Origin of the sequence: Flavobacterium sp. YO64 (assembly GCF_004119505.1) — a bacterium.
In the GTDB taxonomy this organism is placed as follows: Bacteria; Bacteroidota; Bacteroidia; order Flavobacteriales; family Flavobacteriaceae; genus Flavobacterium; species Flavobacterium oncorhynchi.
Window position 1 is genome coordinate 1 of the sequence record NZ_NRQV01000018.1, and the last position, 26,764, is coordinate 26,764.

At 33.9% G+C, this 26,764-nt stretch carries 16 protein-coding genes; 5 read left to right on the forward strand and 11 right to left on the reverse strand.

What is annotated here, in order from left to right; translation table 11 throughout:
- The first annotated feature begins 175 nt into the window (after positions 1-175).
- Together BOW57_RS13700 and BOW57_RS13705 are read left to right on the forward strand one after the other, a co-directional pair.
- A complete protein-coding gene (locus BOW57_RS13700) occupies positions 176-1,600 on the forward strand; it encodes a HAMP domain-containing sensor histidine kinase (protein WP_129055020.1) in 1,425 nt (474 codons plus the stop codon).
- Positions 1,590-1,985, forward strand: a complete 396-nt coding sequence (locus BOW57_RS13705) for a response regulator (protein WP_089053839.1) — start codon at positions 1,590-1,592, stop codon at positions 1,983-1,985. The genes BOW57_RS13700 and BOW57_RS13705 overlap by 11 nt, the downstream gene beginning before the upstream one ends.
- Before the next feature lie 6 nt (positions 1,986-1,991).
- Here BOW57_RS13705 and BOW57_RS13710 read toward each other — a convergent pair whose 3' ends face one another.
- Positions 1,992-3,431 (reverse strand): LysM peptidoglycan-binding domain-containing protein, encoded by a 1,440-nt coding sequence (locus BOW57_RS13710; protein ID WP_129055022.1) that lies wholly within the window; start codon positions 3,429-3,431, stop codon positions 1,992-1,994.
- Between the two features lie 247 nt (positions 3,432-3,678).
- Here BOW57_RS13710 and BOW57_RS13715 point away from each other — a divergent pair, with 247 nt between their 5' ends.
- Complete coding sequence (locus BOW57_RS13715) at positions 3,679-5,070, forward strand: carboxypeptidase-like regulatory domain-containing protein (protein WP_129055024.1); 1,392 nt, start codon at positions 3,679-3,681, stop codon at positions 5,068-5,070.
- A gap of 93 nt (positions 5,071-5,163) precedes the next feature.
- Here BOW57_RS13715 and BOW57_RS13720 read toward each other — a convergent pair whose 3' ends face one another.
- On the reverse strand, positions 5,164-5,766 hold the full coding sequence (locus tag BOW57_RS13720) for a nitroreductase family protein (protein ID WP_129055026.1): 603 nt from the start codon (positions 5,764-5,766) through the stop codon (positions 5,164-5,166).
- Between the two features lie 95 nt (positions 5,767-5,861).
- Here BOW57_RS13720 and BOW57_RS13725 point away from each other — a divergent pair, with 95 nt between their 5' ends.
- Positions 5,862-6,194: a helix-turn-helix domain-containing protein gene (locus BOW57_RS13725; RefSeq protein ID WP_129055028.1), complete on the forward strand. Its 333-nt coding sequence runs from the start codon at positions 5,862-5,864 to the stop codon at positions 6,192-6,194.
- Positions 6,195-6,275: 81 nt separating this feature from the next.
- Here the strand turns inward: BOW57_RS13725 and BOW57_RS13730 are convergent, their stop codons facing one another.
- From BOW57_RS13730 to BOW57_RS13745, 4 genes are all read right to left on the reverse strand, one after another.
- The gene (locus BOW57_RS13730) at positions 6,276-8,540 is read right to left on the reverse strand and encodes an aconitate hydratase (RefSeq protein ID WP_129055030.1); all 2,265 of its coding nucleotides are present in this window, start codon (positions 8,538-8,540) and stop codon (positions 6,276-6,278) included.
- Between the two features lie 118 nt (positions 8,541-8,658).
- Entirely contained in the window at positions 8,659-11,430 is a 2,772-nt protein-coding gene (locus BOW57_RS13735) for a bifunctional aconitate hydratase 2/2-methylisocitrate dehydratase (RefSeq protein WP_129055032.1), read from the reverse strand.
- A gap of 406 nt (positions 11,431-11,836) precedes the next feature.
- Positions 11,837-12,790 (reverse strand): MoxR family ATPase, encoded by a 954-nt coding sequence (locus tag BOW57_RS13740; RefSeq protein ID WP_129055034.1) that lies wholly within the window; start codon positions 12,788-12,790, stop codon positions 11,837-11,839.
- 78 nt (positions 12,791-12,868) lie between these two features.
- Positions 12,869-14,299, reverse strand: a complete 1,431-nt coding sequence (locus BOW57_RS13745; RefSeq protein WP_129055036.1) for a peptidylprolyl isomerase — start codon at positions 14,297-14,299, stop codon at positions 12,869-12,871.
- 344 nt (positions 14,300-14,643) lie between these two features.
- Between BOW57_RS13745 and BOW57_RS13750 the strand changes: the two genes are divergently transcribed.
- The gene (locus BOW57_RS13750) at positions 14,644-16,236 is read left to right on the forward strand and encodes a peptide chain release factor 3 (protein WP_071636614.1); all 1,593 of its coding nucleotides are present in this window, start codon (positions 14,644-14,646) and stop codon (positions 16,234-16,236) included.
- Between the two features lie 77 nt (positions 16,237-16,313).
- Here the strand turns inward: BOW57_RS13750 and BOW57_RS13755 are convergent, their stop codons facing one another.
- From BOW57_RS13755 to rplL, 5 genes are all read right to left on the reverse strand, one after another.
- Positions 16,314-17,048 (reverse strand): hypothetical protein, encoded by a 735-nt coding sequence (locus BOW57_RS13755; protein WP_129055038.1) that lies wholly within the window; start codon positions 17,046-17,048, stop codon positions 16,314-16,316.
- Positions 17,049-17,390: 342 nt separating this feature from the next.
- Positions 17,391-17,702 (reverse strand): DUF3467 domain-containing protein, encoded by a 312-nt coding sequence (locus BOW57_RS13760; RefSeq protein ID WP_012024017.1) that lies wholly within the window; start codon positions 17,700-17,702, stop codon positions 17,391-17,393.
- A gap of 10 nt (positions 17,703-17,712) precedes the next feature.
- On the reverse strand, positions 17,713-22,023 hold the full coding sequence (rpoC, locus tag BOW57_RS13765; protein ID WP_129055040.1) for a DNA-directed RNA polymerase subunit beta': 4,311 nt from the start codon (positions 22,021-22,023) through the stop codon (positions 17,713-17,715).
- Between the two features lie 260 nt (positions 22,024-22,283).
- A complete protein-coding gene (rpoB, locus tag BOW57_RS13770; protein WP_129024104.1) occupies positions 22,284-26,096 on the reverse strand; it encodes a DNA-directed RNA polymerase subunit beta in 3,813 nt (1,270 codons plus the stop codon).
- A gap of 262 nt (positions 26,097-26,358) precedes the next feature.
- Positions 26,359-26,730: a 50S ribosomal protein L7/L12 gene (gene rplL / locus BOW57_RS13775; protein WP_025572412.1), complete on the reverse strand. Its 372-nt coding sequence runs from the start codon at positions 26,728-26,730 to the stop codon at positions 26,359-26,361.
- Between the last annotated feature and the right edge of the window lie 34 nt (positions 26,731-26,764).

A 26,764-nucleotide genomic window follows, 5' to 3' on the forward strand; every position in this document is an offset into this window, starting at 1 on the left:
ATTTTGATAAGGACATTCAATTTTCTTAAAATACCACATCTTTTATTAACAATTGTTTATCATTTTAACCAACTGACAAGCAATCATTTTAAATATATAATTAAGACAAAAAAAACAGCTCAAAAAATACTTTAAAGGCAGAAATTAAAACTATTAACCTACTAATCCAAAAGCTATGTCTAAAGGTCATTTTTTTAAAAAACTCCGTTATCCAAATGTTTTTGTTCTTTTATTAATTGTATTTCTTTCTTGCGCTTTACTAATATTTATTAATTTTTTTACCATCAAAATATTATCTGCAAATAGAGCTTATGTAAATGGCGAATCACATTATTCAAAAGGCCAAAAAGATGCTTCCAGACATCTTTTAACCTATCTCTACACAAAAGATGAAAACCAATGGAATTTATACTTAGAGGAATTAAAAGTTCCGCAAGGTGATGGAATTGCCAGGGTAACACTTTTAAAAGTTGGCGACAATGAGGCAGCTCGAAAAGGTCTTCTTACGGGCCGAAATAACGAAGCTGATTTAGATGATCTTGTTTGGCTGTTTGTTCATTTTAAAGAGATTCCATTTTTAGCAAAAGCAATTCACGAATGGGAACAAGGTGACAAATTAATCTATCAATTATTTATTATTGGACAACAAATAGATTCAAAAATAAAATGCGACCAACTAACTGATGCCGATCAACAAAAATTTCTTCAACAAATTAGCAGCATCAGTGATAAACTAACTATCAATGAACGGAACTTCTCTAACACACTAGGAGAAGGAACTCGCACAATAAAAGACCTTCTTATCATTATCAATATTGTTTTTATATTAATAATTATTTGCAGCGTTTCTCTTTATTATTCAATCATGGTTAAACGATTAATTGTTTCTAAAAAGGAAATTGAAGTCAAAAATGAAAATCTAATATTAGTCAACCATGAACTCGATAGATTTGTTTACAGCGCATCACATGACTTAAGATCCCCTATAACCTCTCTAAAAGGGCTCATCCAAATTACCCAGCTTGAAGACGATATAGACCAAATCAAAGATTATTTAAATTTAATGCATCAGAGTCTTTGCAAACAAGATCAATTTATAAGTGATATTATAGATTATTCCAAAAACAAAAGGATACAAACAATCATAGAACCCGTTAATCTAAAAGAATTATTTGACGAAGCAATTGCGCAATTAATGCATATTGAAAATGCTAACAAGATAACTTTTACCAAAGAATTACTACTTGATCAAATTCAAAGTGATCGTTTACGCTTAAGAATTATCATAAGTAATTTACTCTCAAATGCAATAAAATATGCCGACAACAGCAAACAAGAAATGCTTATTTCTATAAAAACTTATTTTGACGGCGGTTTTCATAAAATAGAAATATCAGATAATGGAATTGGCATTAAAGAGGAATTCAGGGATCATATTTTTGAAATGTACTTTGGGACTAACAAAAATAAAGGATCAGGACTAGGGCTATATATAGTAAAAGAGGCCGTCGAAAATATTAAAGGAAACATATCTGTATCCTCAAAAACTAATATAGGAAGCAAATTTATTGTAACAATTCCAAATACATATGATGCCTAAACCAGAATTCTTATTAATTGAAGACAATTTGATAGACCAGCTTGTTATTAAACAACTATTAAAAAAAGTGTTTAATATAACCGAGCTAAGTATCACTAATGATGGTAATGAGGGAATTTTATGGCTTAACAATAATAAAAAAAAGAATCAATCCTTAGTCATCTTATTAGACATTCAAATGCCTATAATGAATGGTTTTGATTTTTTAAATGAGTTCCACAAGCTAAGCGAAGATTTTAAAAGAGGGATTCAAATTTATGTACTTTCATCAACATTAGACACTAATGAAATTCAAGAAATCAAGAATAGTAAATATATAACTGATTTTTTAAGCAAACCTCTTTCAATTGAAGAATTTAAAACAAAAATTTACTTAACTATTTAAATAATTTTATTCTAAAACACGATTTACCTGCGAAAATGCTCTTGTATAATAAGCTTCTTTTGTCGAAGAAATCATAACACCGCCGTGAGTAGAAGAATGTACGAATTTAATCTCGCCATCGACATTTTCAACAACCATACCAACATGGTTTATATGGCGCCTTCCATTGGTTTTAAAGAAAATTAAATCTCCTTTTTGAGCTTCTTCTGAAGCTACTTTTGTTCCTATTCGAGATTGTTCTATTGAACTTCTTGGCAGTTTGATATCGAAGTTCCCAAAAGTACAAAACATTAATCCTGAACAATCAAAACCTGCTTTTGTAGTTCCGCCAGAACGGTAACGTGTTCCAATATTTTCAGTTGCATTACTAATCAGCTGATTAATTAAATCGGAATGATTACTTAGTCTAACAACTCCCGAATCTTTGACTGCATTTGAGTTATCTGCGACTACTATTGAAGGCTGTGCACTATCGATTACTTGAGATGAATTTACATTTAAAGCATCTGCCTTTTCTTTAGTGGTTTTAATCTTTAAAACAGATCCTACCGGAAGTTTCCCTTTTATAAATGGATTTTGTCGTTCTAGCTCAGCTACTGTAATTCCGTATCTTTTTGCAATAGCATACTTTGTTTCTTTTGGCTGCACCTCAACGACAACTTCTGCATTTTCTGAAGTAATAATTTCAGGTTTTGTTACATCAGTATTAATTCCAGTTGTGGCAGTTGCGATCGCATTTGAAGAAGTACTACCTTCCTTCTCAGCATTTAAATCGTTTGTTTCTAATAACTGATTGGCTTTTTCTGCTGTGATACTAATCTTTAAAGATTGCCCTACCCGGAGTTTCTTTTTGATTAAAGGATTCTGACGTTCTAATTCTGCTACCGTTATTCCATACTTCTTAGCAATTGAGTATTTTGTCTCTTTAACTTGTACTTTAACGTTAAGCTCTGTATTTGCAATAGGAACAATTTCTGGTGTTGCTCCATTTGTATTAACTGCATTTTCTGAACTTACTACAGCATTAGAAGGAATATTTAGATGCTGTCCTATTTTTAAACCGTCTGTTTCTAATGCTGGATTTGCTTTTTTCAATTCATCAACAGAAACATTGAATTTTTTAGCGATTCCCCAAAGTGTTTCTTTTTGCGAAACTTCATGTGAACCTGGAGTATCATAAGCTATATTTTTCGTTTTACTTGCTTCAGTTTGAGAAGATTTTTGCGCAGTACGAACATTTTTATTCGGGATTAGCAAAACCGAATTTAGTTTTAAAACTTTAGGTGCATTAGGATTTGCATCTTGGATATCTTTTACTTTTACACCATATTTTTTAGCAATTACAGTAATGTTTTCTCCTTTTGAGATTTTATGTTTGGTAAATTTTTCTTGAGAAAAAGCACCAACACTAAAAAAAAACAATACTATAATTAATCTAAAAACCATACTCACCTATTAAAGTTTATCTATCTTTTTTAAGTTTAGATAATAATTTAAACTCAAAAAGAGTAACTATATTACCTAAAAAGCGAATTTAACTTTTTAAAGTAAAAAACACACTATTTTTAACAACTAATTCACTTCATTTTAACAAGTACGGCATCAAAATTGTGTCAACTTTTTGAATTGCAGTTTTTTAAACAAAAATAATGTTCTAAAAGAGATTTATCCTTAACTTAACTAATAAAAACTTGTGAAAAAATTACTATTCATCTTTCTTTTATCTTCGTTTTTATCAAATGCACAAAATACTGAAGGAACTGTAGTTTCTACAAGCAATCAACCTATTTCAGATGTAAATATCGTTTATTCTTCAAAAAACTTTAAAACATTGAGTGATAGAAAAGGGAAGTTTATGATACGAAAAGAATCAAGTTTTAATGAAACTGATACTTTACAATTCTCTCATATTGGATACCAGATTTCTAAAATTTCTTTTAAAGAGCTTAGAAAGCTTAATTTTAAAATTTATCTGAAAGAGGAAACAGAAAATTTATCTGAAATAGCTGTTTCTGCGAATGGCAAATTAAAATTAAAATCGAAAATTGCTTTTACGAAATTGGCTCCTTTAAAAAATGCTATTTATTCTTTTGGGTCTCTGGCAAAAGATGGTAAAATTTATATTGTTGGAGGCGACGCTTCTTATGAATCTGATGCTTTTCAAAAGGCAAAGGATAAAACAGTAAATACAGATACCGAAATTTTCATGAAAACTTTTTATGATGAACTTCGTCGTCAAGAAGGCTCTCATTCATATAGAGGTGATTTTCTGATTTATGACATCAATGCTGACAGCTGGCAGACTTCTGAAATAAAATTCAAAAAAAGAGCTTATAATAAACTCCATTATTACGATAACAAGATTTATGTTTTGGGAGGAAAGCGAATATCTAGAAATGCTAAATTTGAATATTTAGAAAATGAAATTGAAGTTCTTGATTTAAGCAAAAATACAATTACGATTGATAAGACTAATCCGCATCAGGCAGTCAATTTTTCTTCGTTTACTTACAAAGACAATATTATTGTTATGGGGGGCTCAATAAAAAAGACTCTGAAAGGTAAAAAAACCTTCACTAACAAAGTTCGTTTTTACAATATTCCTTCTGGCTTGTGGTATGAACTTTCAGATATGCCGACTGCGAAAGAAGCAAATGGTGTTTTAATAGGAGATATAATTTATTTAATTGGCGGAAATAATGGACAACCTTTATCTGAAATAGTAAGTTTGAATTTGCTTGATGAAAAATGGCAAACTGAGGGAGATCTTTTTTCTCCTTTAGAAAATCCTGCAGTTACTTCTCAAAATAACACAATTTACTTTTTTAATGATCGAAGATTGTATGTGTATGACATAAAATCAAATCAGCTAAAAGAATACTTAATTGATCTTGAGTTGAAATCTTCGACAATGCATTTTTACGGAGACAAATTATACATAATTGGCGGTTACACTTACAATGAATACAGCACGAATCCTTCTGCTGCCACTTATAGTATTTCTGTTGATGAATTCGAAAACACGAAGCCAATCCGTATTAAAACGTTAAACTCAAAAACTCCTTTAGTTAAAGAAAATCAATAGTTTTTTAATAGTCCTGAAAACTACAGCCGTATCCTGGATCGAAACGGCCTAAAAATAAAAACAGGCATCATAAAAATGACACCTGTTTTTACTTTAAATAGAATGCACAACCTCATCTAGTTCAAAACGAGATTTTGGCAAAACCGTCGGATGCGCCCAATCATTTAAATCAGCATATCCAACTGTAACAGAAAATAGCGGTGCATATCCGTCTTGCGGCAATATTTGCTTATAGCCTTCAATGTTTATACCTTCCATTGGCGTAGCATCAAGTCCCATACTTACACAAGCACTTAAAAAATAACCTAACGAAAGATATACTTGATGTTCCATCCAAGATTTCGTTGCGACATCTCCATTCGATTTTATCATTGGTTCGTAAAAAAGAGTTCTCCACGCTTCTGGCAGAATAGAGATATTTCGTTTTTCAAAATGCTCAATATCTTCCATTACACTAAACACCACTAAAAGACCAACATCGTTGATAGATTGTTCGTTCATATAAGATTGAGCTGCTAGTTCTCTTTTTACTGTTTCATTGGTAACAAAAGTAAACTTCCAAGGCTGACTGTTTATAGAAGAAGGACTTAATCGAATGATCTCTTTCAACTCTTCAATTTGTTCTGCTGTAATCTTTTTGGCCGCATCATACTTTTTTGTTGCGTACCTACTCTTTGCAAGGTCTAAAAAATTCATATTTTTAATTTTTTATTTATACTATACTTTTTATTGTTACAAAACTAAGTATAGTAAACTATCTTTGCAATAACGGATAAAATTGATAGTAACAGATGTATAGTATAGACAACAAACAATATCCTTGCAGTACAAGCCTAACAATGAAGTACATAGGTGACAAATGGAAAGCAGTAATTCTCATTCATTTAATCGAAAAAAAGCGATATAGTGAATTAAGGAAAGAATGTAAAGTTATTACCGAACGAACATTAAGCCTTCAATTAAAAGAACTTGAAGAAGATGGACTTATTACACGAACTGTACACACAAACAAACCTCCTTTGAGGGTAGATTATGAATTAACTTCTTTTGGCAGGACACTTATTCCGTTGCTTCAAGCCATTGCTCAATGGGGAAGCAAAACTGCCGAAACCTTAAAGCTTTAAATAAATTAGTTTCTAATTATAATAAATAAAAAACGCTCTGTTTTCACAGAACGTTTCTAGTATAATTGAATATAAAAAATATTAAGCTTTTCCGGCTGCAATTAAGTTTAATGCCGATCCTGCAACGAACCAGCCAATTTGACCTGCGTTGTAGGTATGATTTGCTAAGATAATATCTTTAGAACCGTTTGCGTGAACAAATTCTAATGTCAATGGTTTTCCTGGCGCAAATTCGGTTAAATCTAAGAAATTGATTGTATCGTCTTCTTGAATCTTATCATAATCTGCTTCGTTCGCAAATGTTAATCCTAAAAGACCTTGTTTTTTAAGGTTTGTTTCATGGATACGAGCGAAAGATTTTACTAATACTGCTTTTACACCTAAGAAACGAGGCTCCATAGCAGCATGTTCACGAGAAGAACCTTCACCATAATTGTGATCTCCCACAACAATAGAAGGTACTCCAGCTGCTTTGTATGCACGGGCAACAGCAGGAACAGCATCGTATTGCCCAGTTAATTGGTTTTTAACTGAGTTTGTTTTTTGGTTGTAAGCATTCACCGCTCCAATCAACATATTATTTGAAATATTATCTAAATGCCCGCGGAAACGCAACCATGGACCAGCCATAGAGATATGGTCTGTTGTACATTTTCCGAATGCTTTGATTAATAATTTAGCACCTGTAATGTTTTTACCATCCCAAGCATCAAACGGAGCCAATAATTGTAATCGTTCTGATGCAGGATTCACTACAACCTGAACTCCTGAACCATCCGCTGCTGGAGCTTGAAATCCGGGATCTTCAGCATAGAAACCTTTAGCAGGAAGTTCATCTCCTGTTGGAGCATCCAGCATTACTTCTTCTCCATCTTCATTGATTAGTTTATCTGTTAATGGATTAAAGCTTAAATCACCAGCGATTGCCATTGCAGTTACTAGTTCTGGAGAACCAACAAAAGCTAATGTATTAGGATTACCATCAGCACGTTTTGAAAAGTTACGGTTGAAAGAGTGAACAATTGTATTTCTTTCTTCTTTCTCTGCTCCTTCTCTATCCCACATACCAATACATGGTCCGCAGGCATTAGCAAAAACAGTTGCTCCAATTTTGTGGAATGTATCAATAAATCCGTCTCTTTCGATCGTTGAACGAACTACTTCAGAACCCGGAGTAATAGTAAATTCTGCTTTTGTTTTTAAATTTTTATCTGCTACTTGTCTTGCTAAAGAAGCTGCACGAGAAATATCTTCGTAAGAAGAGTTCGTACAAGAACCTATTAAACCAACCTGAATTTGTAATGGCCAATTATTTTTGATTGCTTCTTCTTTCATTTTAGAAATTGGAGTCGCTAAATCTGGTGTAAAAGGACCATTTAAGTGAGGCTCTAGTTCAGATAAATTGATTTCGATAACTTGATCAAAATATTTTTCTGGGTTTGCATACACTTCTGGATCTCCAGTCAAGTATGAAGCAATTTTATCGGCCGCATCTGCAACATCAGCTCTGTTTGTAGAACGCAAATAACGCCCCATTGAAGCATCGTAACCAAAAGTTGAAGTTGTTGCACCAATTTCAGCGCCCATATTACAAATCGTTCCTTTCCCTGTACACGACATAGAAGTCGCTCCTTCTCCAAAATATTCAACGATAGCACCTGTACCACCTTTTACAGTCAGGATACCAGCAACTTTAAGAATAACATCTTTTGGAGCTGTCCATCCTGATAATTTACCAGTTAGTTTTACTCCGATTAATTTAGGAAATTTAAGTTCCCAAGCCATTCCAGACATTACGTCTACAGCGTCGGCTCCACCAACACCAATAGCTACCATTCCTAAACCACCTGCATTTACAGTATGAGAATCGGTACCAATCATCATTCCACCAGGAAAAGCGTAGTTTTCAAGTACTACTTGGTGAATAATTCCTGCTCCTGGTTTCCAAAAACCAATTCCGTATTTATTAGAAACAGACGATAAGAAATCAAAAACTTCATTACTTTGTGTTTTTGCTCTAGCCAAATCAGTCGCAGCATCCACTTTTGCCTGAATCAAGTGATCGCAGTGTACTGTTGTAGGAACCGCTACTTTAGATTTACCTGCATGCATAAACTGCAGCAATGCCATTTGCGCTGTCGCATCTTGACACGCTACACGGTCTGGTGCAAAATCAACATAATCAATACCTCTTCCAAACGCCTGAGTTGGATTTCCATCCCAAAGGTGATTGTATAAAATTTTCTCTGTTAATGTAAGTGGACGACCAACAATTTCGCGTGCTTTATCAACACGACCCGGCATGTTCTCATACACTTTTTTAATCATTTCAATATCAAAAGCCATAAGTAATTGTTTTTTGTTTTATTTTTTTGAACATGACAAGTTACAAAAAATAGAAGAGCAATAAAAGAAAAAGCCCGAGTTTATCACTCGGGCTCTTTATATATTAATAATCGTAAGATTACATTACTAACGATTTGTTAGAAGGCGCAAACTTAGTCAAGTTGATACCTTCAACCGCAGTTGTATATTCATTTAATGTTGGAGTTCTACCTAAAATTGTAGATAAAACTACAACTGGTGTAGAAGAAAGTAATGATTCTCCTTTTTTACCTTCAGTATCTTCTACAACTCTTCCTTGGAAAAGACGTGTTGAAGTTGCCATAACAGTATCTCCTTTTGCCGCTTTTTCCTGGTTACCCATACAAAGGTTACATCCTGGACGCTCTAAGTATAACATATTTTCGTATTCTGTACGTGCAGCACCTTTTGGAGCATTATCATCGAATTCGAAACCAGAGTATTTCTGTAAAACTTCCCAGTCACCTTCAGCTTTCAACTCATCAACGATATTATAAGTTGGAGGAGCAACAACAAGAGGAGCATTAAACTCAACTTTTCCTGTTTGCGCTTCTACGTTTTTCAACATTTGAGCAAGGATTTTCATATCGCCTTTATGAACCATACAAGATCCAATAAATCCAAGATCTACTTTTTTCACTCCGCCATAGAAAGATAAAGGTCTAATGGTATCGTGAGTATATCTTTTTGAAACATCAGCATTATTTACATCTGGATCAGCAATCATAGGCTCAGAAATCAGATCAAGATCTACTACAACTTCAGCATAATATTTAGCATTAGCATCTGGAGTTAAAGCTGGTTTCTCTGCCGATTTAATTTCTGCAATTCTCTTATCCGCTTTATTGATCAATCCTTGAAGAACGCGTTTTTCGTTATCCATACCTTTATCGATCATGATTTGGATTCTGCCTTTAGCAATTTCCAATGATTCAATTAAAGTATCATCTTCTGAAATACAGATAGACGCTTTTGCTTTCATTTCTGCAGTCCAGTCTGTAAATGTAAATGCTTGGTCAGCAGTAAGTGTTCCAATGTGAACTTCAATGATTCTTCCTTGGAATACATTTTCTCCTCCAAATTGGTGCAGCATTTGCGCTTGTGTAGCATGAACCACATCACGGAAATCCATATAACCTTTCATATCTCCTTTGAAAGTTACTTTTACAGATTCTGGAATTGGCATAGAAGCTTCTCCAGTAGCAAGTGCAAGAGCAACTGTTCCTGAGTCGGCACCAAAAGCTACCCCTTTTGACATTCTTGTATGAGAGTCACCACCAATAATAATAGCCCACTCGTCGATAGTAATATCGTTAAGAACTTTATGAATAACGTCGGTCATTGCATGATAAACACCTTTCGGATCACGAGCTGTGATTAATCCGAAATCGTTCATAAATTTCATCAATTTTGGAATGTTTGCCTGTGCTTTTTTATCCCAAACTGAAGCAGTGTGACAACCTGATTGGTACGCACCATCAACGATTGGCGAAATCACTGTTGCAGCCATAGATTCTAATTCCTGAGCAGTCATTAACCCCGTAGTATCTTGCGAACCTACAATGTTAACTTCAACACGAACATCTGAACCAGCGTGCAATACTTTACCCGGAGTGATACCTACTGCATTTTTGTTGAAGATTTTCTCTACTGCTGTAAGACCTTGTCCTGCATGAGAGATTTCTTTTGATGGAGCAAATACAAGAGGTGCCTCAACATTTAAAACTTTTGCTGCAAGTGTTTGAAGTTTTTTACCAAATACAATTGCGTACGAACCTCCAGCTTTAATGAATTCCATTTTTTGAGGCGTGAATGCCTTCGAAATGTCAATTAACTCTTGATCGCCGTTATATAATTTTTTCTCTTTAATATTGATTGTAAGCACTGTTCCTGTAGCAACAGAATATGTTTGCTCTAAAACTGGCTCGTCATTTTCATTACGAACAACATTACCTTCTGCATCAACCTTTTTTACCCAGTTTTTAAGATCTAAACCTATTCCACCTGTAACATCAACAGTTGTTAAGAAAATTGGAGAGATTCCGTTTGTTCCACCAACAATTGGAGCGATGTTTACGAATGGAATATATGGACTTGCTTGTTTCCCTGTCCAAAGAGCCACGTTATTTACACCTGACATTCTTGAAGAACCTACTCCCATTGTTCCTTTCTCTGCAATCAACATTACGCTTTTATCAGGGTGCTGTGCTTGCAGCTCTCTAATTTCTTTCTGTGCTTGAGGAGTAATCATACATTGCCCATGAAGTTCACGATCTGAACGTGAGTGAGCTTGATTACCCGGAGACAATAAATCTGTTGAGATATCACCTTCACCAGCAATAAAAGTTACAACTTTAACTTCATCTGCTACTTCTGGCAGCTTTGTAAAGAATTCAGCTTTTGCATAGCTTTCAAGAATTTCTTTTGCTATTGCATTATTACTTTTGAATGCTTCTATTAAACGATCCGTATCTGCTTCATAAAGGAAAACTTGCGTTTTCAGCACTTTTGCTGCCGCTTCTGCAATTGCAGCGTCATTACCTAAAGCTAGATCTAACAACACTTCAATAGAAGGCCCGCCTTTCATGTGTGATAATAATTCAAAAGCAAAAGTTGGAGTGATTTCTTTTACTACTGACTCACCTAATATAATTTCTTTTAAAAACTTAGCTTTTTCACCAGCAGCACTTGTAGTACCTGGCAAAGTATTATAGATAAAAAACTTAAGAGAATCTTCTCTGTATTCGTTATCTAAATCTTTAATCTGCGAAATAATTTCGCTTACTAATTCTGCACCATCAATTGGCTTTGGATGAAGTCCTTGGCCTTTTCTTTCTTCGATTTCTTTAATGTAATCTTTGTAAGTATTCATAATATGTTAGAAGTATTTTTGTTTTTTTGTACGCAAATTTAAATATTAAAGCCGAGAATTAAAAATAATATAATAGAAGTCGCATTTTCAAAAATTATTATTATTAAAAAACGATTTTCGCTACTTGTTTTTGTCAAAATATCAGTTTTACATTAAAAAAATGAATTATTGATATTTTAAAAACCTTTCTTTAGCAAAGTCGAAATTAGACAAAATAATGTAAGTGAGATTTTACTTCTATTTTTGAACAGAACAGTTCTAAATAAGCAATTATAACGTTATAGTTGCGTTTTTATACATCAATTTCACCTTTCGTTCGGAATCAAAAATTCAATACTTTTTCCAAATTAAAACAAAAAAGCCTGATAGTATTTATCAGGCTTTTTTACAATCTAAATAGTATAATTTACATCAGCTTTTTAATAATAACTTCTTCAGTTATCCCTTCAGCGTCGGCTTTATAATTTTTAATAATTCTATGTCTCAAAATTCCAGTTGCTACCGCTTTTACATCTTCAATATCCGGCGAAAATTTAGCATTGAAAGCTGCGTGAGCTTTCGCCGCTAAAATTAAATTTTGAGATGCTCTTGGTCCCGCTCCCCAATCTAAATAATTCTTTACAAAATCATTAGACAATGAATTATCAGGACGCGTTTTGCTCACTAAAGTAACTGCATATTCAACAACATTGTCAGCAACAGGAATTCTACGAATCAAATGCTGAAAATCAATAATTTCCTGTGCCGTAAACAAAGACTTAACTTCAACTTTATTATCAGATGTTGTTTGCTTTACCACCTTTACTTCTTCTTCAAAAGTTGGATACTCTAATTTAATAGCAAACATAAAACGGTCTAACTGCGCTTCAGGCAACGGATAAGTTCCCTCCTGCTCGATTGGATTTTGCGTTGCTAGCACAAAATAAGGCAAATCTAATTTATAATTATGTCCCGCAATTGTAACTGAACGTTCCTGCATTGCTTCAAGCAATGCAGCTTGTGTTTTTGGAGGCGTTCTATTAATCTCATCTGCCAAAATAATATTAGAAAATATTGGCCCTTTAATAAATTTAAAATGCCTGTTTTCATCTAAAATTTCACTTCCTAAAATATCTGATGGCATTAAATCTGGTGTAAACTGAATTCTTTTAAAATCTAAACCTAAAGCTTGCGCCAAAGTATTTATCATTAATGTTTTTGCCAGTCCTGGAACACCAATTAAAAGTGCATGTCCGCCAGAAAATATACAAAGTAAAATTTCGTCAATTACGGCATCCTGCCCTACAATTACCTTTGCTATTTCGTTTTTTAGTTCATTGCGTTTCTGAACTAAATTATGAATTGCTGTTACATCAGACATTTATAAGTGTATTTAAAATTAAAAAGAGTCAGCTTTATGAATTCATAAAACTAACTCTTTTTCTTTATTTAATAAAAATTATTTTTTCAACCAATTGTTAGCAAAAGTACAATCTCTGTATTCTCCAATAATTTTGATATAAGTATCTTTAATTTTAGCATCAAACCATTTTGCAATTGCATTGATTTGTTTTTCTTTTAATGCTAATTCCTTAATTTTAGTATAATCTTTAGCATAATCTGCTGTATGCTCGTCAATTCTATTAGTAACCGTAATTAATTTATACGTTTTCTTTCCTTTATCATCGGTATTTAAAATTGGCTGAGAAACTTCATCATCTTTTAAGTTTGAAACCTGACTGTATAAAGTTGGATCCATTTTAGTCAATTCAAAACGAGTATCCTGTGTATTCGGATTTACTAAAGTTCCTCCGTTTGCTTTTGTTTCTTTTTCATCAGATTCAGTTCTTGCTGCATCTGCAAAAGTGATCGTTTTGCTTACAATTTTAGCTCTAATATTTGCCGCTCTTTCTTTTGCTTCTTTTAAAGCATTTTCAGAAACTGTAGGAGCAATTAATATATGACGCAATTCAACTTCTTGTCCTTTAATTTTATCAACCATAATGATATGGAATCCAAAAGTGGTTTCGAATGGCGCAGAAATTTCACCTTCCTGTAAGCTAAATGCAACATCTTTAAATTCTTTTACAAAAGGTGTTTTACGTGTCATTTTGTAATAACCACCATTAGGTGAAGATCCTGGATCCTGCGAGTACAAAACAGCCTTTGTTGCAAAACTAGACCCTTCTAAAACGTCTTTTCGAATATCATTTAATCGATCTATTACTTTTTGCTTGTCTTCTTTAGAAACTGCTGGATCAACAACAATCTGTGCTACTTCCATCTCTGCTCCAAAAGTCGGCAATTCATCTTTTGGTATTTTTTTAAAGAAATTACGAACTTCCTCAGGTGTTATTTGAACATCTTTAACAATTTTATCTCTCATTTCTGAGGCTAATTTTTGTTCTTTCAAGATGTCGGCAAAATACGTTTTAAACTCTTCAACTGAACTCTTTTTATAGTATTCTACAACTTTATTGATATCTCCAACTTGTTGTACCATATAATTCAATCGCTCATCCATCATTCCTCTAACCTCTGCATCGCTTACAACGATACTGTCTTGAATTGCTTGATGTGCATATAGTTTATCTTCTAATAATTTTCCAAGCATTTGGCATCTTGTAATATCTTTTACATTACCTCCTTGACTTGCAATTTCTAAGTAGCCTTTATCAATATCCGAATCTAAAACAATATAATCTCCAACAGTGGCAATAATACCATCAATTTTCTGTTTTTGCCCCGTATGAAGTTCTGCAGGTTTCTCGGCTACAGGATCCTTAATAATTTCCTGAGCTGAAATCACGGAGTTGAAAAAAAGTAAAAAACACATTGTTAAGACTAGTCTATAACCAATTGTTTTTAGCTGTAATTTTTTTAATAACATTATTTTAAATTTAATTTGAATGTAAAGATCTGTATTGTCTGTAATCTAGCCAACTATTCTAGTTTCTGCAAAAAGCATTTTCTAAAAATCCAAAATAGTTAATTTCTATTTCTTTTACTTAAAACGAACAAAAATAACAATTCAATTACATAATACAACTATCAGCCATACTATTAACAAAAAATTATATGCATTATAGAAACTAATATACTAAAAAGAATTAGTTAAAGGATTTTTGATACGATATCTGCCTAAAATCCAAAACGTCAACTCCAAAAACAGAGTCTTATTTATTTTTAAATCGGCGTAATTAATAGTACTTTTGCAACCTATTTATATAAAATATGAGTTTTTTAAAAGAAATACAACGCAGAAGAACATTTGGAATAATCTCGCATCCTGATGCTGGTAAAACAACTTTAACAGAAAAATTATTGTTGTTTGGAGGTGCTATTCAGGAAGCTGGAGCCGTAAAAAACAATAAAATAAAAAAAGGAGCAACTAGTGATTTCATGGAAATCGAACGCCAAAGAGGTATTTCGGTTTCGACTTCTGTACTTGCTTTTAATTATAAAGACAAAAAAATCAATATTCTTGATACTCCCGGGCACAAGGATTTTGCTGAAGATACTTTTAGAACTTTAACCGCTGTTGATAGTGTAATTGTTGTGATTGACGTTGCAAAAGGGGTTGAGGAACAAACTGAAAAATTAGTTTCGGTTTGTAGAATGCGTAACATTCCTATGATTGTTTTCATCAACAAATTAGATCGTGAAGGTAAAGACGCTTTTGATTTGATGGATGAAGTAGAGCAAAAATTGGGATTAAAAGTTACTCCTTTAAGTTTCCCAATCGGAATGGGTTATGATTTCCAAGGAATTTATAATTTATGGGAAGAAAACATCAATCTTTTTAGTGGAGACAGTCGTAAAAATATCGAAGAAACTATCGCTTTCTCTGACGTTCAAAACAACCCAGAGTTAGATAAAATTGTTGGTCAAAAGGCTGCTGAAAAGCTTCGAGAAGAATTAGAATTAATTGATGAAGTTTATCCAAAATTTGAGCGTCAGGATTATTTAGATGGAAAAATCCAGCCGGTATTCTTTGGTTCTGCTTTAAATAATTTTGGAGTTCGCGAATTGTTAGATTGTTTCGTTACAATTGCCCCATCTCCTAGACCAAAAGATTCTGAAACTCGTTTGGTTGATCCTGCAGAAGAAAAAATGACTGGTTTTGTTTTTAAAATCCATGCTAATATGGATCCAAAACACAGAGACCGTTTAGCCTTTATAAAGATTGTTTCGGGAACTTTTGAAAGAAATAAACCTTATTACCACGTTCGTCAGAAGAAAAATTTAAAATTCTCAAGCCCAAATGCCTTTTTCGCTGAGAAAAAAGAAATCGTTGATATTTCTTATCCAGGAGATATTGTTGGTTTGCATGATACAGGAAACTTTAAAATTGGAGATACTTTAACTGAAGGTGAAGTAATGAGCTTTAAAGGTATCCCTAGTTTCTCTCCAGAGCACTTTAGATACATTAATAATGCAGATCCTATGAAAGCTAAGCAATTAGAAAAAGGGGTTGATCAATTAATGGATGAAGGTGTTGCACAGTTATTTACTTTGGAGATGAATAATCGTAAAGTTATCGGAACGGTTGGAGCTCTTCAATATGAGGTTATTCAATATCGTTTAGAGCATGAATATGGCGCAAAATGTACCTATGAGAATTTCCCTGTACACAAAGCATGCTGGGTGAAACCTGATGATGCGAAGAACGAAGAATTTAAAGAATTTAAACGTATCAAGCAAAAATTCTTAGCTCACGATAAATATGGTCAATTGGTATTCTTAGCTGATTCTGATTTTACAATTCAAATGACACAAAGTAAATATCCAAGTGTGAAATTATATTTTACTTCTGAGTTTGATTAAATTCTTTTAAAATAAAATATAAAAACGGGCTGCCTAACTAATATTAGACAGCCCGTTTTTTATTTACAAATAGATCATTATCTAGTATAATTAATTCCCAATCCACCAGCAATATAAATTTTCGTAAGCTCTTCCGAATTGATACTAATATTTTGTATCAAGACATTATTCTTAACTGATTTTATAGAAAAAGATATTTCTTTTGAAAGATAGTAATCATTACTAGTAATTGTAACCATCAAGCTTTTACTGCTTTTCAAAATCTTTGCAGCTATAGAAAACTCCCCAGTTTTTGCATTTATTTTTACCGGATTTTCTAAACCGTTAACAGAAAGCATCAAATTTGGATATGCTTCCCTATCAAAAGGTCGATTTGTTTTACTCTCTAACAATTTACCTTTTATTAAAAACGAAATTTCTTCATTTTTAACATGATTATAAGCAATTTTACCCAACTTATAAACACTTGGCTCTGGACAATTTATTTCAGTTTTAACTGGCTCTTTTTCTTGCGCACTTAAATTTGAAGCAATCATAAGAGATGCCGCGACTGCAGCATATTTAAAATTATTAATCTTTGAAGTTTCGTTATGTTCAAACTGCTCGGTAAGCTGTGCAGTTTTTAGTCGGGCACAAATGCTTTGGTCTTTATTTTCCGCAATGAATTTAGCAACTTCAGAATTCGTTTTTTTACTCAAATCGATTACATTTTTCATACAAGAACCACAAAATGAACCGTTTGCATTAGGAATCATTTTATCAAAATTTTCTGAACATGGGTTCGCTATTTCTAAGGTGAATTTCTTTTTCATACTATACTCTCTTTATGTTAAAATCCTTTATATCGGTTCTTACTTATATAGAGTACATATTTTACATAAAGGTTGGGAAGAAATAAAAAAAAATTAATCATCTAATAATTAAGCATAAAAAAAAGCACTAATTAAAATTAGCGCTTTTTTAAACTTTGAATTAAATCAACCTTACTAAGTCTTATATTTCAAAAATTAATCTTTCATAGGAAATGTTAATTTAGAATAATTTAAAAACAAAAAGGAATTTAGTCGACGAAACTAAATTAAATCAGACAAACTACAACATATTTAAAACTAAACATCAAAAAAAAGCCCCATAAAATATGGGGCTTCTTAAATTTATGCTTGTCCCGCAGGACCAAAATTAAGCGGAATTGGCGCTTGTTCGGTCTCTTTGATTTCGCCATGGGCAGCTTCAAATCGATGAATATTTTCACCTATTGCTCTCAATAATCTTTTAGCATGTTGCGGTGTCAAGACAATTCTTGACTTTACCTTGGCTTTAGGAATACCTGGCATAATGCTCACAAAATCTAAAACAAACTCTGATGATGAGTGATTTATAATCGCTAGATTAGAATAAATTCCCTCTGCAATAGTTTCGTCTAACTCAATATTAATTTGCTCTTGTTGTTGTTTCGGATTACTCATAGTTTCCTAATTAATAAATATATTCTTCTTTATTAGCCATCATTTCGTTGTAATCGTCTTTAGATCCTACGATAGTATTATCGTATTCTCTCATACCAGTTCCCGCAGGAATTCTGTGTCCAACAATTACATTTTCTTTTAATCCTTCTAAATCATCAACTTTACCAGCTACTGCAGCTTCGTTAAGTACTTTCGTTGTCTCCTGGAACGAAGCCGCAGAAATGAATGATTTAGTTTGTAGCGAAGCTCTTGTAATACCTTGTAAAACTGGCGTTGCAGTTGCAGTAATTACGTCTCTTGCTACAACAAGATTTTTATCATTTCGTTTCAATAATGAATTTTCATCACGTAATTCACGAGGAGAAATAATTTGACCTGGTTTCAATACGCTAGAATCTCCAGCATCTTCAACTACTTTCATACCGTATAATTTATCGTTTTGAACAATGAAATCTTTAGTGTGAATTAATTGATCTTCTAAGAATAAAGTATCACCTGGATCCTGAACTCTTACTTTACGCATCATTTGACGAATTACAACCTCAAAGTGCTTGTCATTAATTTTTACCCCTTGTAAACGGTAAACCTCTTGAATTTCATTTACCAAGTACTGTTGAACAGCAGCCGGCCCTTGAATTCTTAAGATATCATCTGGTGTAATTGCACCGTCAGACAATGGAACTCCCGCTCTTACGAAGTCATTTTCTTGTACTAAGATTTGACTAGAAAGTTTAACTAAATACTTTTTAATCTCGCCAAATTTAGACTCGATAACGATCTCACGGTTACCTCTTTTGATTTTTCCAAAAGAAACAACACCATCAATTTCAGATACAACCGCTGGGTTTGAAGGGTTACGAGCTTCAAGCAACTCAGTAATTCTTGGTAGACCTCCCGTGATATCGCCTGCTTTAGAAGAACGACGTGGGATTTTTACTAATACTTTACCTGCTTTAATCTTCTCACCATTTTCAACCATAAGGTGTGCACCTACCGGTAAGTTGTAAGAACGAATCAATTCACCCTCTTTACCGTAAACTAATAAAGTTGGGATTAATTTTTTGTTTCTAGCCTCAGAAATTACTTTTTCTTGGAAACCAGTCTGCTCATCGATCTCAACCATGAACGATTGTCCTTGCTCTAAATCTTCGTAAGCAATCTTACCAGTAAACTCAGAAACAATTACACCGTTATATGGATCCCATTTACAGATTATAGCTCCTTTACCAACACTTTCTCCGTCTTTTACAAAAATACTAGAACCGTAAGGAATATTATGTGTGTTCAAAACGATTCCAGTTTTCTCATCAACTAATTTTAATTCAGTTGAACGTGATACTACGATATCTACCGCATTACCTTCGCTGTCTTCACCTTTAACAGTTTTTAAATCTTCAATTTCAAGTCTACCAGCGAATCTTGTAACAATACTAGACTCTTCAGAGATACCTCCAGCAACCCCTCCAACGTGGAACGTACGAAGTGTCAACTGTGTACCTGGCTCTCCAATAGACTGAGCTGCAATAACTCCGACAGCTTCACCTCTTTGTGTCATTTTTCCGGTAGCTAAGTTTCTACCGTAACATTTAGCACAAATTCCTTTTAAAGCCTCACAAGTTAATGGAGATCTAACTTCTACTTTTTCAATTGGAGAAGCTTCGATAGTTCTCATAATTGCTTCAGTAATTTGTTGACCTGACTGAACCATTACTTCATTAGTAAGTGGATTTATAACATCCTGCAATGCAACACGTCCTAAAATTCTTTCTCCTAATGACTCAACGATTTCCTCATTTTTCTTCAATGCAGCAACTTCAACACCTCTTAAAGTTCCACAATCTTCGATGTTAACAATAACATCTTGAGAAACGTCATGAAGCCTTCTTGTTAAGTAACCAGCATCGGCCGTTTTAAGAGCCGTATCCGCAAGACCTTTACGAGCACCGTGAGTAGAAATGAAGTACTCAAGGATCGAAAGACCTTCCTTAAAGTTAGAAAGAATCGGGTTTTCAATAATCTCACCACCACCAGCAGTAGATTTTTTAGGCTTAGCCATCAAACCACGCATACCAGTTAACTGACGAATCTGTTCCTTAGAACCCCTCGCCCCAGAGTCAAGCATCATGTATACAGAGTTGAAACCTTGTTGGTCTTCTCTAATATTTTTCATTGCTAATTCTGTTAACTGAGCATTTGCTGAAGTCCATACGTCAATAACTTGGTTGTAACGCTCGTTATTTGTGATAAGACCCATGTTATAGTTAGTTGAGATACCTTCAACTTGCTCTCTAGCATCTGCAATTAACTTCGTTTTTTGTTCTGGGATTCTAATATCACCTAAAGAGAATGACAAACCTCCTCTAAATGCGAATTTATAACCCATATCTTTCATATTATCCAAGAAAGCCGCCGTTGTAGGTACATCAGTCACACTTAAAATGTGTCCAATAATATCTCTAAGGTTTTTCTTAGTCAATACGTCATTGATATATCCAGCTGCTTCAGGTACTACTTCGTTAAATAATACACGTCCTGCAGTTGTTTGAATAATTTTGTACACTAATTCTCCAGCGTCATTAAAATCTTTTGCTCTAATTTTCACACGAGCATTCAATTCTAATCTTCCTTCGTTTAATGCAATGTTTACTTCTTCAGCAGAATAGAAAGTCAAATCCTGACCTAAAATAATGTGATCTTCTGTAGAAATACGCTCTTTGGTCATATAGTATAGACCCAAAACCATGTCCTGAGAAGGTACAGTAATTGGAGCACCATTTGCAGGGTTCAAGATATTGTGAGAAGCCAACATTAATAATTGTGCCTCTAAAATAGCTTCTGGTCCTAATGGTAAGTGAACCGCCATCTGGTCACCATCGAAATCGGCGTTGAAAGCCGTACATACTAATGGGTGTAACTGGATTGCTTTTCCTTCAATTAATTTTGGCTGGAAAGCCTGAATACCAAGTCTGTGCAAAGTAGGAGCACGGTTCAGTAATACTGGGTGTCCTTTAATTACGTTTTCTAAAATATCCCAAACTACCGGCTCTTTTTTGTCAATGATTTTCTTAGCAGATTTTACTGTTTTTACAATACCTCTTTCAATCAATTTACGGATAACGAAAGGTTTGTATAATTCAGAAGCCATATCTTTTGGCAATCCGCACTCATATAATTTTAACTCTGGACCAACAACAATTACCGAACGAGCAGAATAATCCACACGTTTTCCAAGTAAGTTTTGACGGAAACGTCCTTGCTTACCTTTTAATGAGTCAGATAATGATTTTAATGGTCTGTTTGATTCTGTTTTAACAGCAGAAGCTTTACGAGTGTTATCAAATAATGAATCTACAGATTCTTGCAACATACGTTTCTCGTTTCTTAAGATAACTTCTGGAGCTTTAATCTCCATTAATCTTTTCAAACGGTTGTTACGGATGATTACACGACGGTATAAGTCGTTCAAATCTGAAGTTGCAAAACGACCTCCATCAAGTGGCACAAGTGGACGTAATTCTGGCGGGATAACAGGAACCACTTTCATAATCATCCATTCTGGACGGTTTTCGCGGTTTTCGTTAGACTCACGGAAAGACTCAACAACTTGTAATCTTTTTAAAGCCTCAGTTTTTCTTTGTTTAGAAGTCTCATTATTAGCGCTGTGTCTTAATTCGTAAGATAAAGCATCTAAGTCTATACGAGCTAATAAATCCATAATACACTCTGCTCCCATTTTGGCAACAAATTTATTAGGATCTAAATCATCTAAATATTGGTTTTCTTGTGGAAGAGTATCTAAAATGTTTAAGTATTCTTCTTCAGTTAAGAAATCTAATCTTTGTAAAGATTCTCCATCAGCATTTTTAGCAATACCAGCTTGGATTACTACGTATCTTTCGTAGTAAATGATCATATCTAATTTCTTAGATGGAAGACCAAGGATATAACCAATTTTGTTTGGAAGAGAACGGAAGTACCAGATGTGAGCAATTGGCACAACAAGGTTGATGTGTCCTACTCTGTCACGACGTACTTTTTTCTCAGTAACTTCAACACCACAACGGTCACAGATGATACCTTTGTAACGAATTCTTTTATATTTTCCACAAGCACACTCAAAATCCTTAACAGGTCCGAAGATTCTTTCACAGAAAAGTCCGTCACGCTCAGGTTTGTGAGTTCTGTAGTTAATTGTTTCTGGTTTCAACACCTCTCCTCTTGATTCTTTCAAGATAGATTCTGGTGAAGCTAATCCAATTGAGATTTTGTTAAATCTTTTAACTGGATTTTTATCCTTATTATTGTTTCTATTATTCATCATAGTTTTTACTATTGATTTATTTGCAATTAAAAAAATTGAATTTAGATTTATAATCTACTCTTTTTAAAACTAAGAGTTAATCATTCAGCTACTACCTCGGGTTACTTCTCTAAACCTCAAAATTAAATTTGAAGCGCTAGTTATAAAATGCCTAGCATTGTTATAAAAAATCGGAACGGGTTACGGGTATAAATCTTTAAAAACTTTTATAAATGAGTAATCAGTCCCATTAAAAAATGAGACTGATTACAAAACTTTTATTATTCTTCTAAACGAATGTCTAGTCCAAGACCTTTCAATTCGTGCATCAACACATTGAATGATTCTGGTAAACCTGGTTCTGGCATAGATTCTCCCTTAACGATAGCTTCGTAAGTTTTAGCTCTACCAATAACGTCATCAGACTTAACAGTTAAGATTTCACGTAAAGTACTAGAAGCTCCATAAGCCTCAAGTGCCCAAACCTCCATCTCTCCAAAACGCTGACCTCCAAATTGAGCTTTACCTCCAAGTGGTTGCTGCGTAATCAATGAGTATGGTCCGATAGAACGTGCGTGCATCTTATCATCAACCATGTGTCCTAATTTAAGCATGTAAATTACACCCACAGTTGCTTTTTGTGCAAAACGCTCTCCAGTTCCACCATCATAAAGATAAGTATGTCCGAAACGTGGTACGTTAGCTTCATCAGTCAAAGCGTTGATCTCGTCAAGAGAAGCACCGTCGAAAATTGGAGTAGCAAATTTTCTACCCAAGTTCATACCAGCCCATCCAAGAACAGTCTCATAAATCTGACCAATGTTCATACGTGAAGGTACCCCAAGTGGATTCAATACGATATCTACTGGTGTTCCATCTTCAAGGAAAGGCATATCTTCATGACGAACGATTCTTGCAACAATACCTTTGTTACCGTGACGTCCTGCCATTTTATCACCAACTTTTAACTTACGTTTTTTAGCGATATAGATTTTAGCCAATTTCAAGATTCCAGATGGTAATTCATCTCCAACTGTAATAGTGAATTTTTCTCTTCTTAAAGATCCTTGTAAGTCGTTCAGCTTAATTTTATAGTTATGAATTAAATCATTAACCATTTTATTTGTAGCGTCATCAGCAACCCATTGACCTTTGCTTAAGTGAGCAAAATCCTCTACTGCGTAAAGCATTTTTTGAGTATATTTTTTACCTTTTGGTAAAACTTCTTCACCCAAATCATTCATTACACCTTGAGACGTTTTTCCGTTCACAATCAGGAATAATTTCTCAACTAATCTGTCTTTTAATTCAACAAATTTAGTTTCGAACTCCATTTCTAAAGCACCTAAAGCATCTTTATCCTGAGTACGTTTACGTTTATCTTTTACGGCTCTTGCAAATAATTTTTTGTCAAGAACTACACCATGTAAAGATGGAGAAGCTTTTAATGAAGCATCTTTTACATCACCTGCTTTATCCCCGAAGATTGCACGAAGCAATTTCTCCTCTGGAGTAGGATCTGATTCTCCTTTTGGTGTAATTTTTCCAATTAGAATGTCGCCAGGTTTAACCTCTGCTCCAATTCTAATCATACCGTTTTCATCTAAATCTTTAGTAGCTTCTTCAGAAACGTTAGGAATATCGTTTGTTAACTCTTCATTTCCTAACTTAGTATCTCTAACCTCTAATGAATAATCATCAACGTGGATAGATGTAAAAATATCATCACGAACTACTTTTTCAGAAATTACAATCGCATCCTCGAAGTTGTACCCTTTCCATGGCATGAACGCAACTTTTAAGTTTCTACCTAAAGCTAATTCACCATTTTGAGTAGCATATCCTTCTGATAATACTTGTCCAGGAACAACTCTATCACCTCTTCTTACGATTGGTTTCAAGTTAATACTTGTACCTTGATTGGTTTTTCTAAATTTAATAAGGTTGTACGTTTTCTCGTCAGCATCAAAACTAACCATTCTCTCGTCTTCTGTACGATCGTATTTAATAGTAATAATATTTGCATCAACATACTCAACAGTACCATGCCCTTCAGCATTGATCAATACTCTTGAATCTGAAGCTACTTGACGCTCTAAACCTGTACCAACAATCGGAGCTTCAGGACGGATCAATGGAACTGCCTGACGCATCATGTTAGACCCCATCAACGCTCGGTTCGCATCATCATGTTCCAAGAAAGGAATCAAAGATGCAGAAATCGAAGCGATCTGGTTTGGCGCAACGTCTGTATAATGAACTACTGATGGCTCAACAACTGGGAAGTCACCTTCCTCACGAGCAATAACATTGCTAGCTGTAATTTTACCAGTTTCGTCCATTTCAATGTTTGCCTGAGCAATCATTTTACCTTCTTCTTCTTCAGCACTTAAGTAAATTGGAGTACTTTCTAAATCAACTACACCATTAGTTACTTTACGGTATGGAGTTTCGATGAATCCCATTCCATTAACTTTTGCATAAACACCAAGAGATGAAATCAAACCAATGTTTGGTCCCTCAGGAGTTTCAATCGGACATAAACGACCATAGTGTGTGTAGTGAACGTCACGAACCTCGAAACCAGCTCTCTCTCTCGAAAGTCCACCTGGTCCAAGTGCAGAAAGTCTTCTTTTGTGTGTAATCTCAGCTAATGGATTCGTTTGATCCATAAATTGAGATAACTGGTTAGTACCAAAGAAAGAGTTGATAACTGATGATAATGTTTTAGCATTAATCAAATCAATTGGTGTAAACACCTCGTTATCTCTAACGTTCATTCTCTCACGAATAGTTCTAGCCATACGTGCTAAACCAACACCGAATTGTTGAGACAATTGTTCACCAACTGTTCTAACACGACGGTTTGATAAGTGATCAATATCATCAATCTCTGCTTTAGAGTTGATCAATTCGATCAAATATTTAACAATTGTAATGATATCTTCTTTGGTAAGCACTTGCTTATCCATAGGGATATCTAAATCTAATTTTTTGTTCATTCTGTAACGACCAACTTCACCTAAGTTATAACGTTGATCAGAGAAGAACAATTTATCTATAATACCACGAGCAGTTTCCTCATCAGGCGGTTCAGCATTACGCAACTGACGGTAAATGTGCTCTACAGCTTCTTTTTCAGAGTTTGTTGGATCTTTTTGTAACGTGTTGTGGATAATAGCATAATCTGCTTGGTTGTTGTCCTCTTTGTGTAACAAAATAGATTTTACGTTAGAATCGATGATCTCTTCAACATTATCTTTGTCGATAATTGTATCACGATCAAGGATGATTTCGTTACGTTCGATAGAAACTACCTCTCCAGTATCCTCATCTACGAAATCCTCGTGCCAAGTGTTCAATACACGCGCAGCAAGTCTTCTTCCAATATATTTCTTAATTCCTGTTTTAGAAACTTTAATTTCTTCAGCTAAGTCGAAAATTTCAAGGATATCCTTATCTCTTTCGAAACCGATAGCACGGAATAAAGTTGTTACAGGTAATTTTTTCTTTCTATCGATATATGCATACATAACGCTGTTGATATCTGTAGAAAATTCTATCCAAGATCCTTTAAAAGGAATTACTCTGGCAGAATAAAGTTTTGTTCCATTTGCGTGGAATGACTGTCCAAAGAAAACCCCAGGAGAACGGTGTAATTGTGATACTACAACACGCTCGGCACCATTGATTACAAAAGTACCACTTGGAGTCATGTAAGGTATTGTTCCAAGATAAACATCTTGTACAATTGTTTCAAAATCTTCGTGTTCTGGATCTGTACAGTATAGTTTTAACCTAGCTTTTAAAGGCACACTATAAGTAAGACCTCTCTCTATACATTCTTGAATTGTATAACGTGGTGGGTCAACAAAATAATCTAGGAATTCCAATACAAAGTTATTTCTTGTATCTGTAATTGGGAAGTTTTCCATGAAGGTGTTGTATAACCCTTCGTTGCCTCTTTCGTCAGATTTCGTTTCTAATTGAAAGAAATCTTTAAAAGATTTAACCTGAACATCTAAGAAATCTGGATAGTCAGGAATATTTTTTGTAGAGGCAAAATTCAATCTTTCAGTCTGATTTGTTATCATCAATGGACAAAATTTTGATTAAAAAAAAGTAATTTTTTTGTGTAAAACACACTGTTTAATCTATACTTTCTTATTATAATCAATACATCTTTAAAAATAAACCAAAAGTAAGTTCAATTTTTTTTCTTCGTATTGATCAAAAACTTTTTCGTATTTTAAACTATTTGATAATAAAACTTGATATATTTTATTATACGAAAAATGGTTTAGGCCTTTGAGTGTTAACTCAGGACCTAAACCTAGTTCTTAAAACCGTGTTGAATTATTTAAGCTCAACTACAGCTCCAGCTTCTTCTAATGATTTTTTAAGACCTTCAGCCTCTTCTTTAGAAACACCTTCTTTAACAGTACTTGGAGCACCATCAACTACATCTTTAGCTTCTTTAAGACCTAAACCTGTAAGTTCTTTTACTAATTTCACAACTGCTAATTTAGAAGCACCAGCTTCTTTTAATACAACTGTAAATTCAGTTTGTGCTTCTTCAGCAGCACCTTCTCCACCACCAGCAGCAACTACTACAGCTGCAGCAGCAGGCTCGATACCATACTCGTCTTTTAATATTGTTGCTAATTCGTTAACTTCTTTAACTGTTAAGTTAACTAATTGTTCTGCGAATTGTTTCAAATCTGCCATTTTTTCTATCGTTTAAAATGATTTGTAAAATATA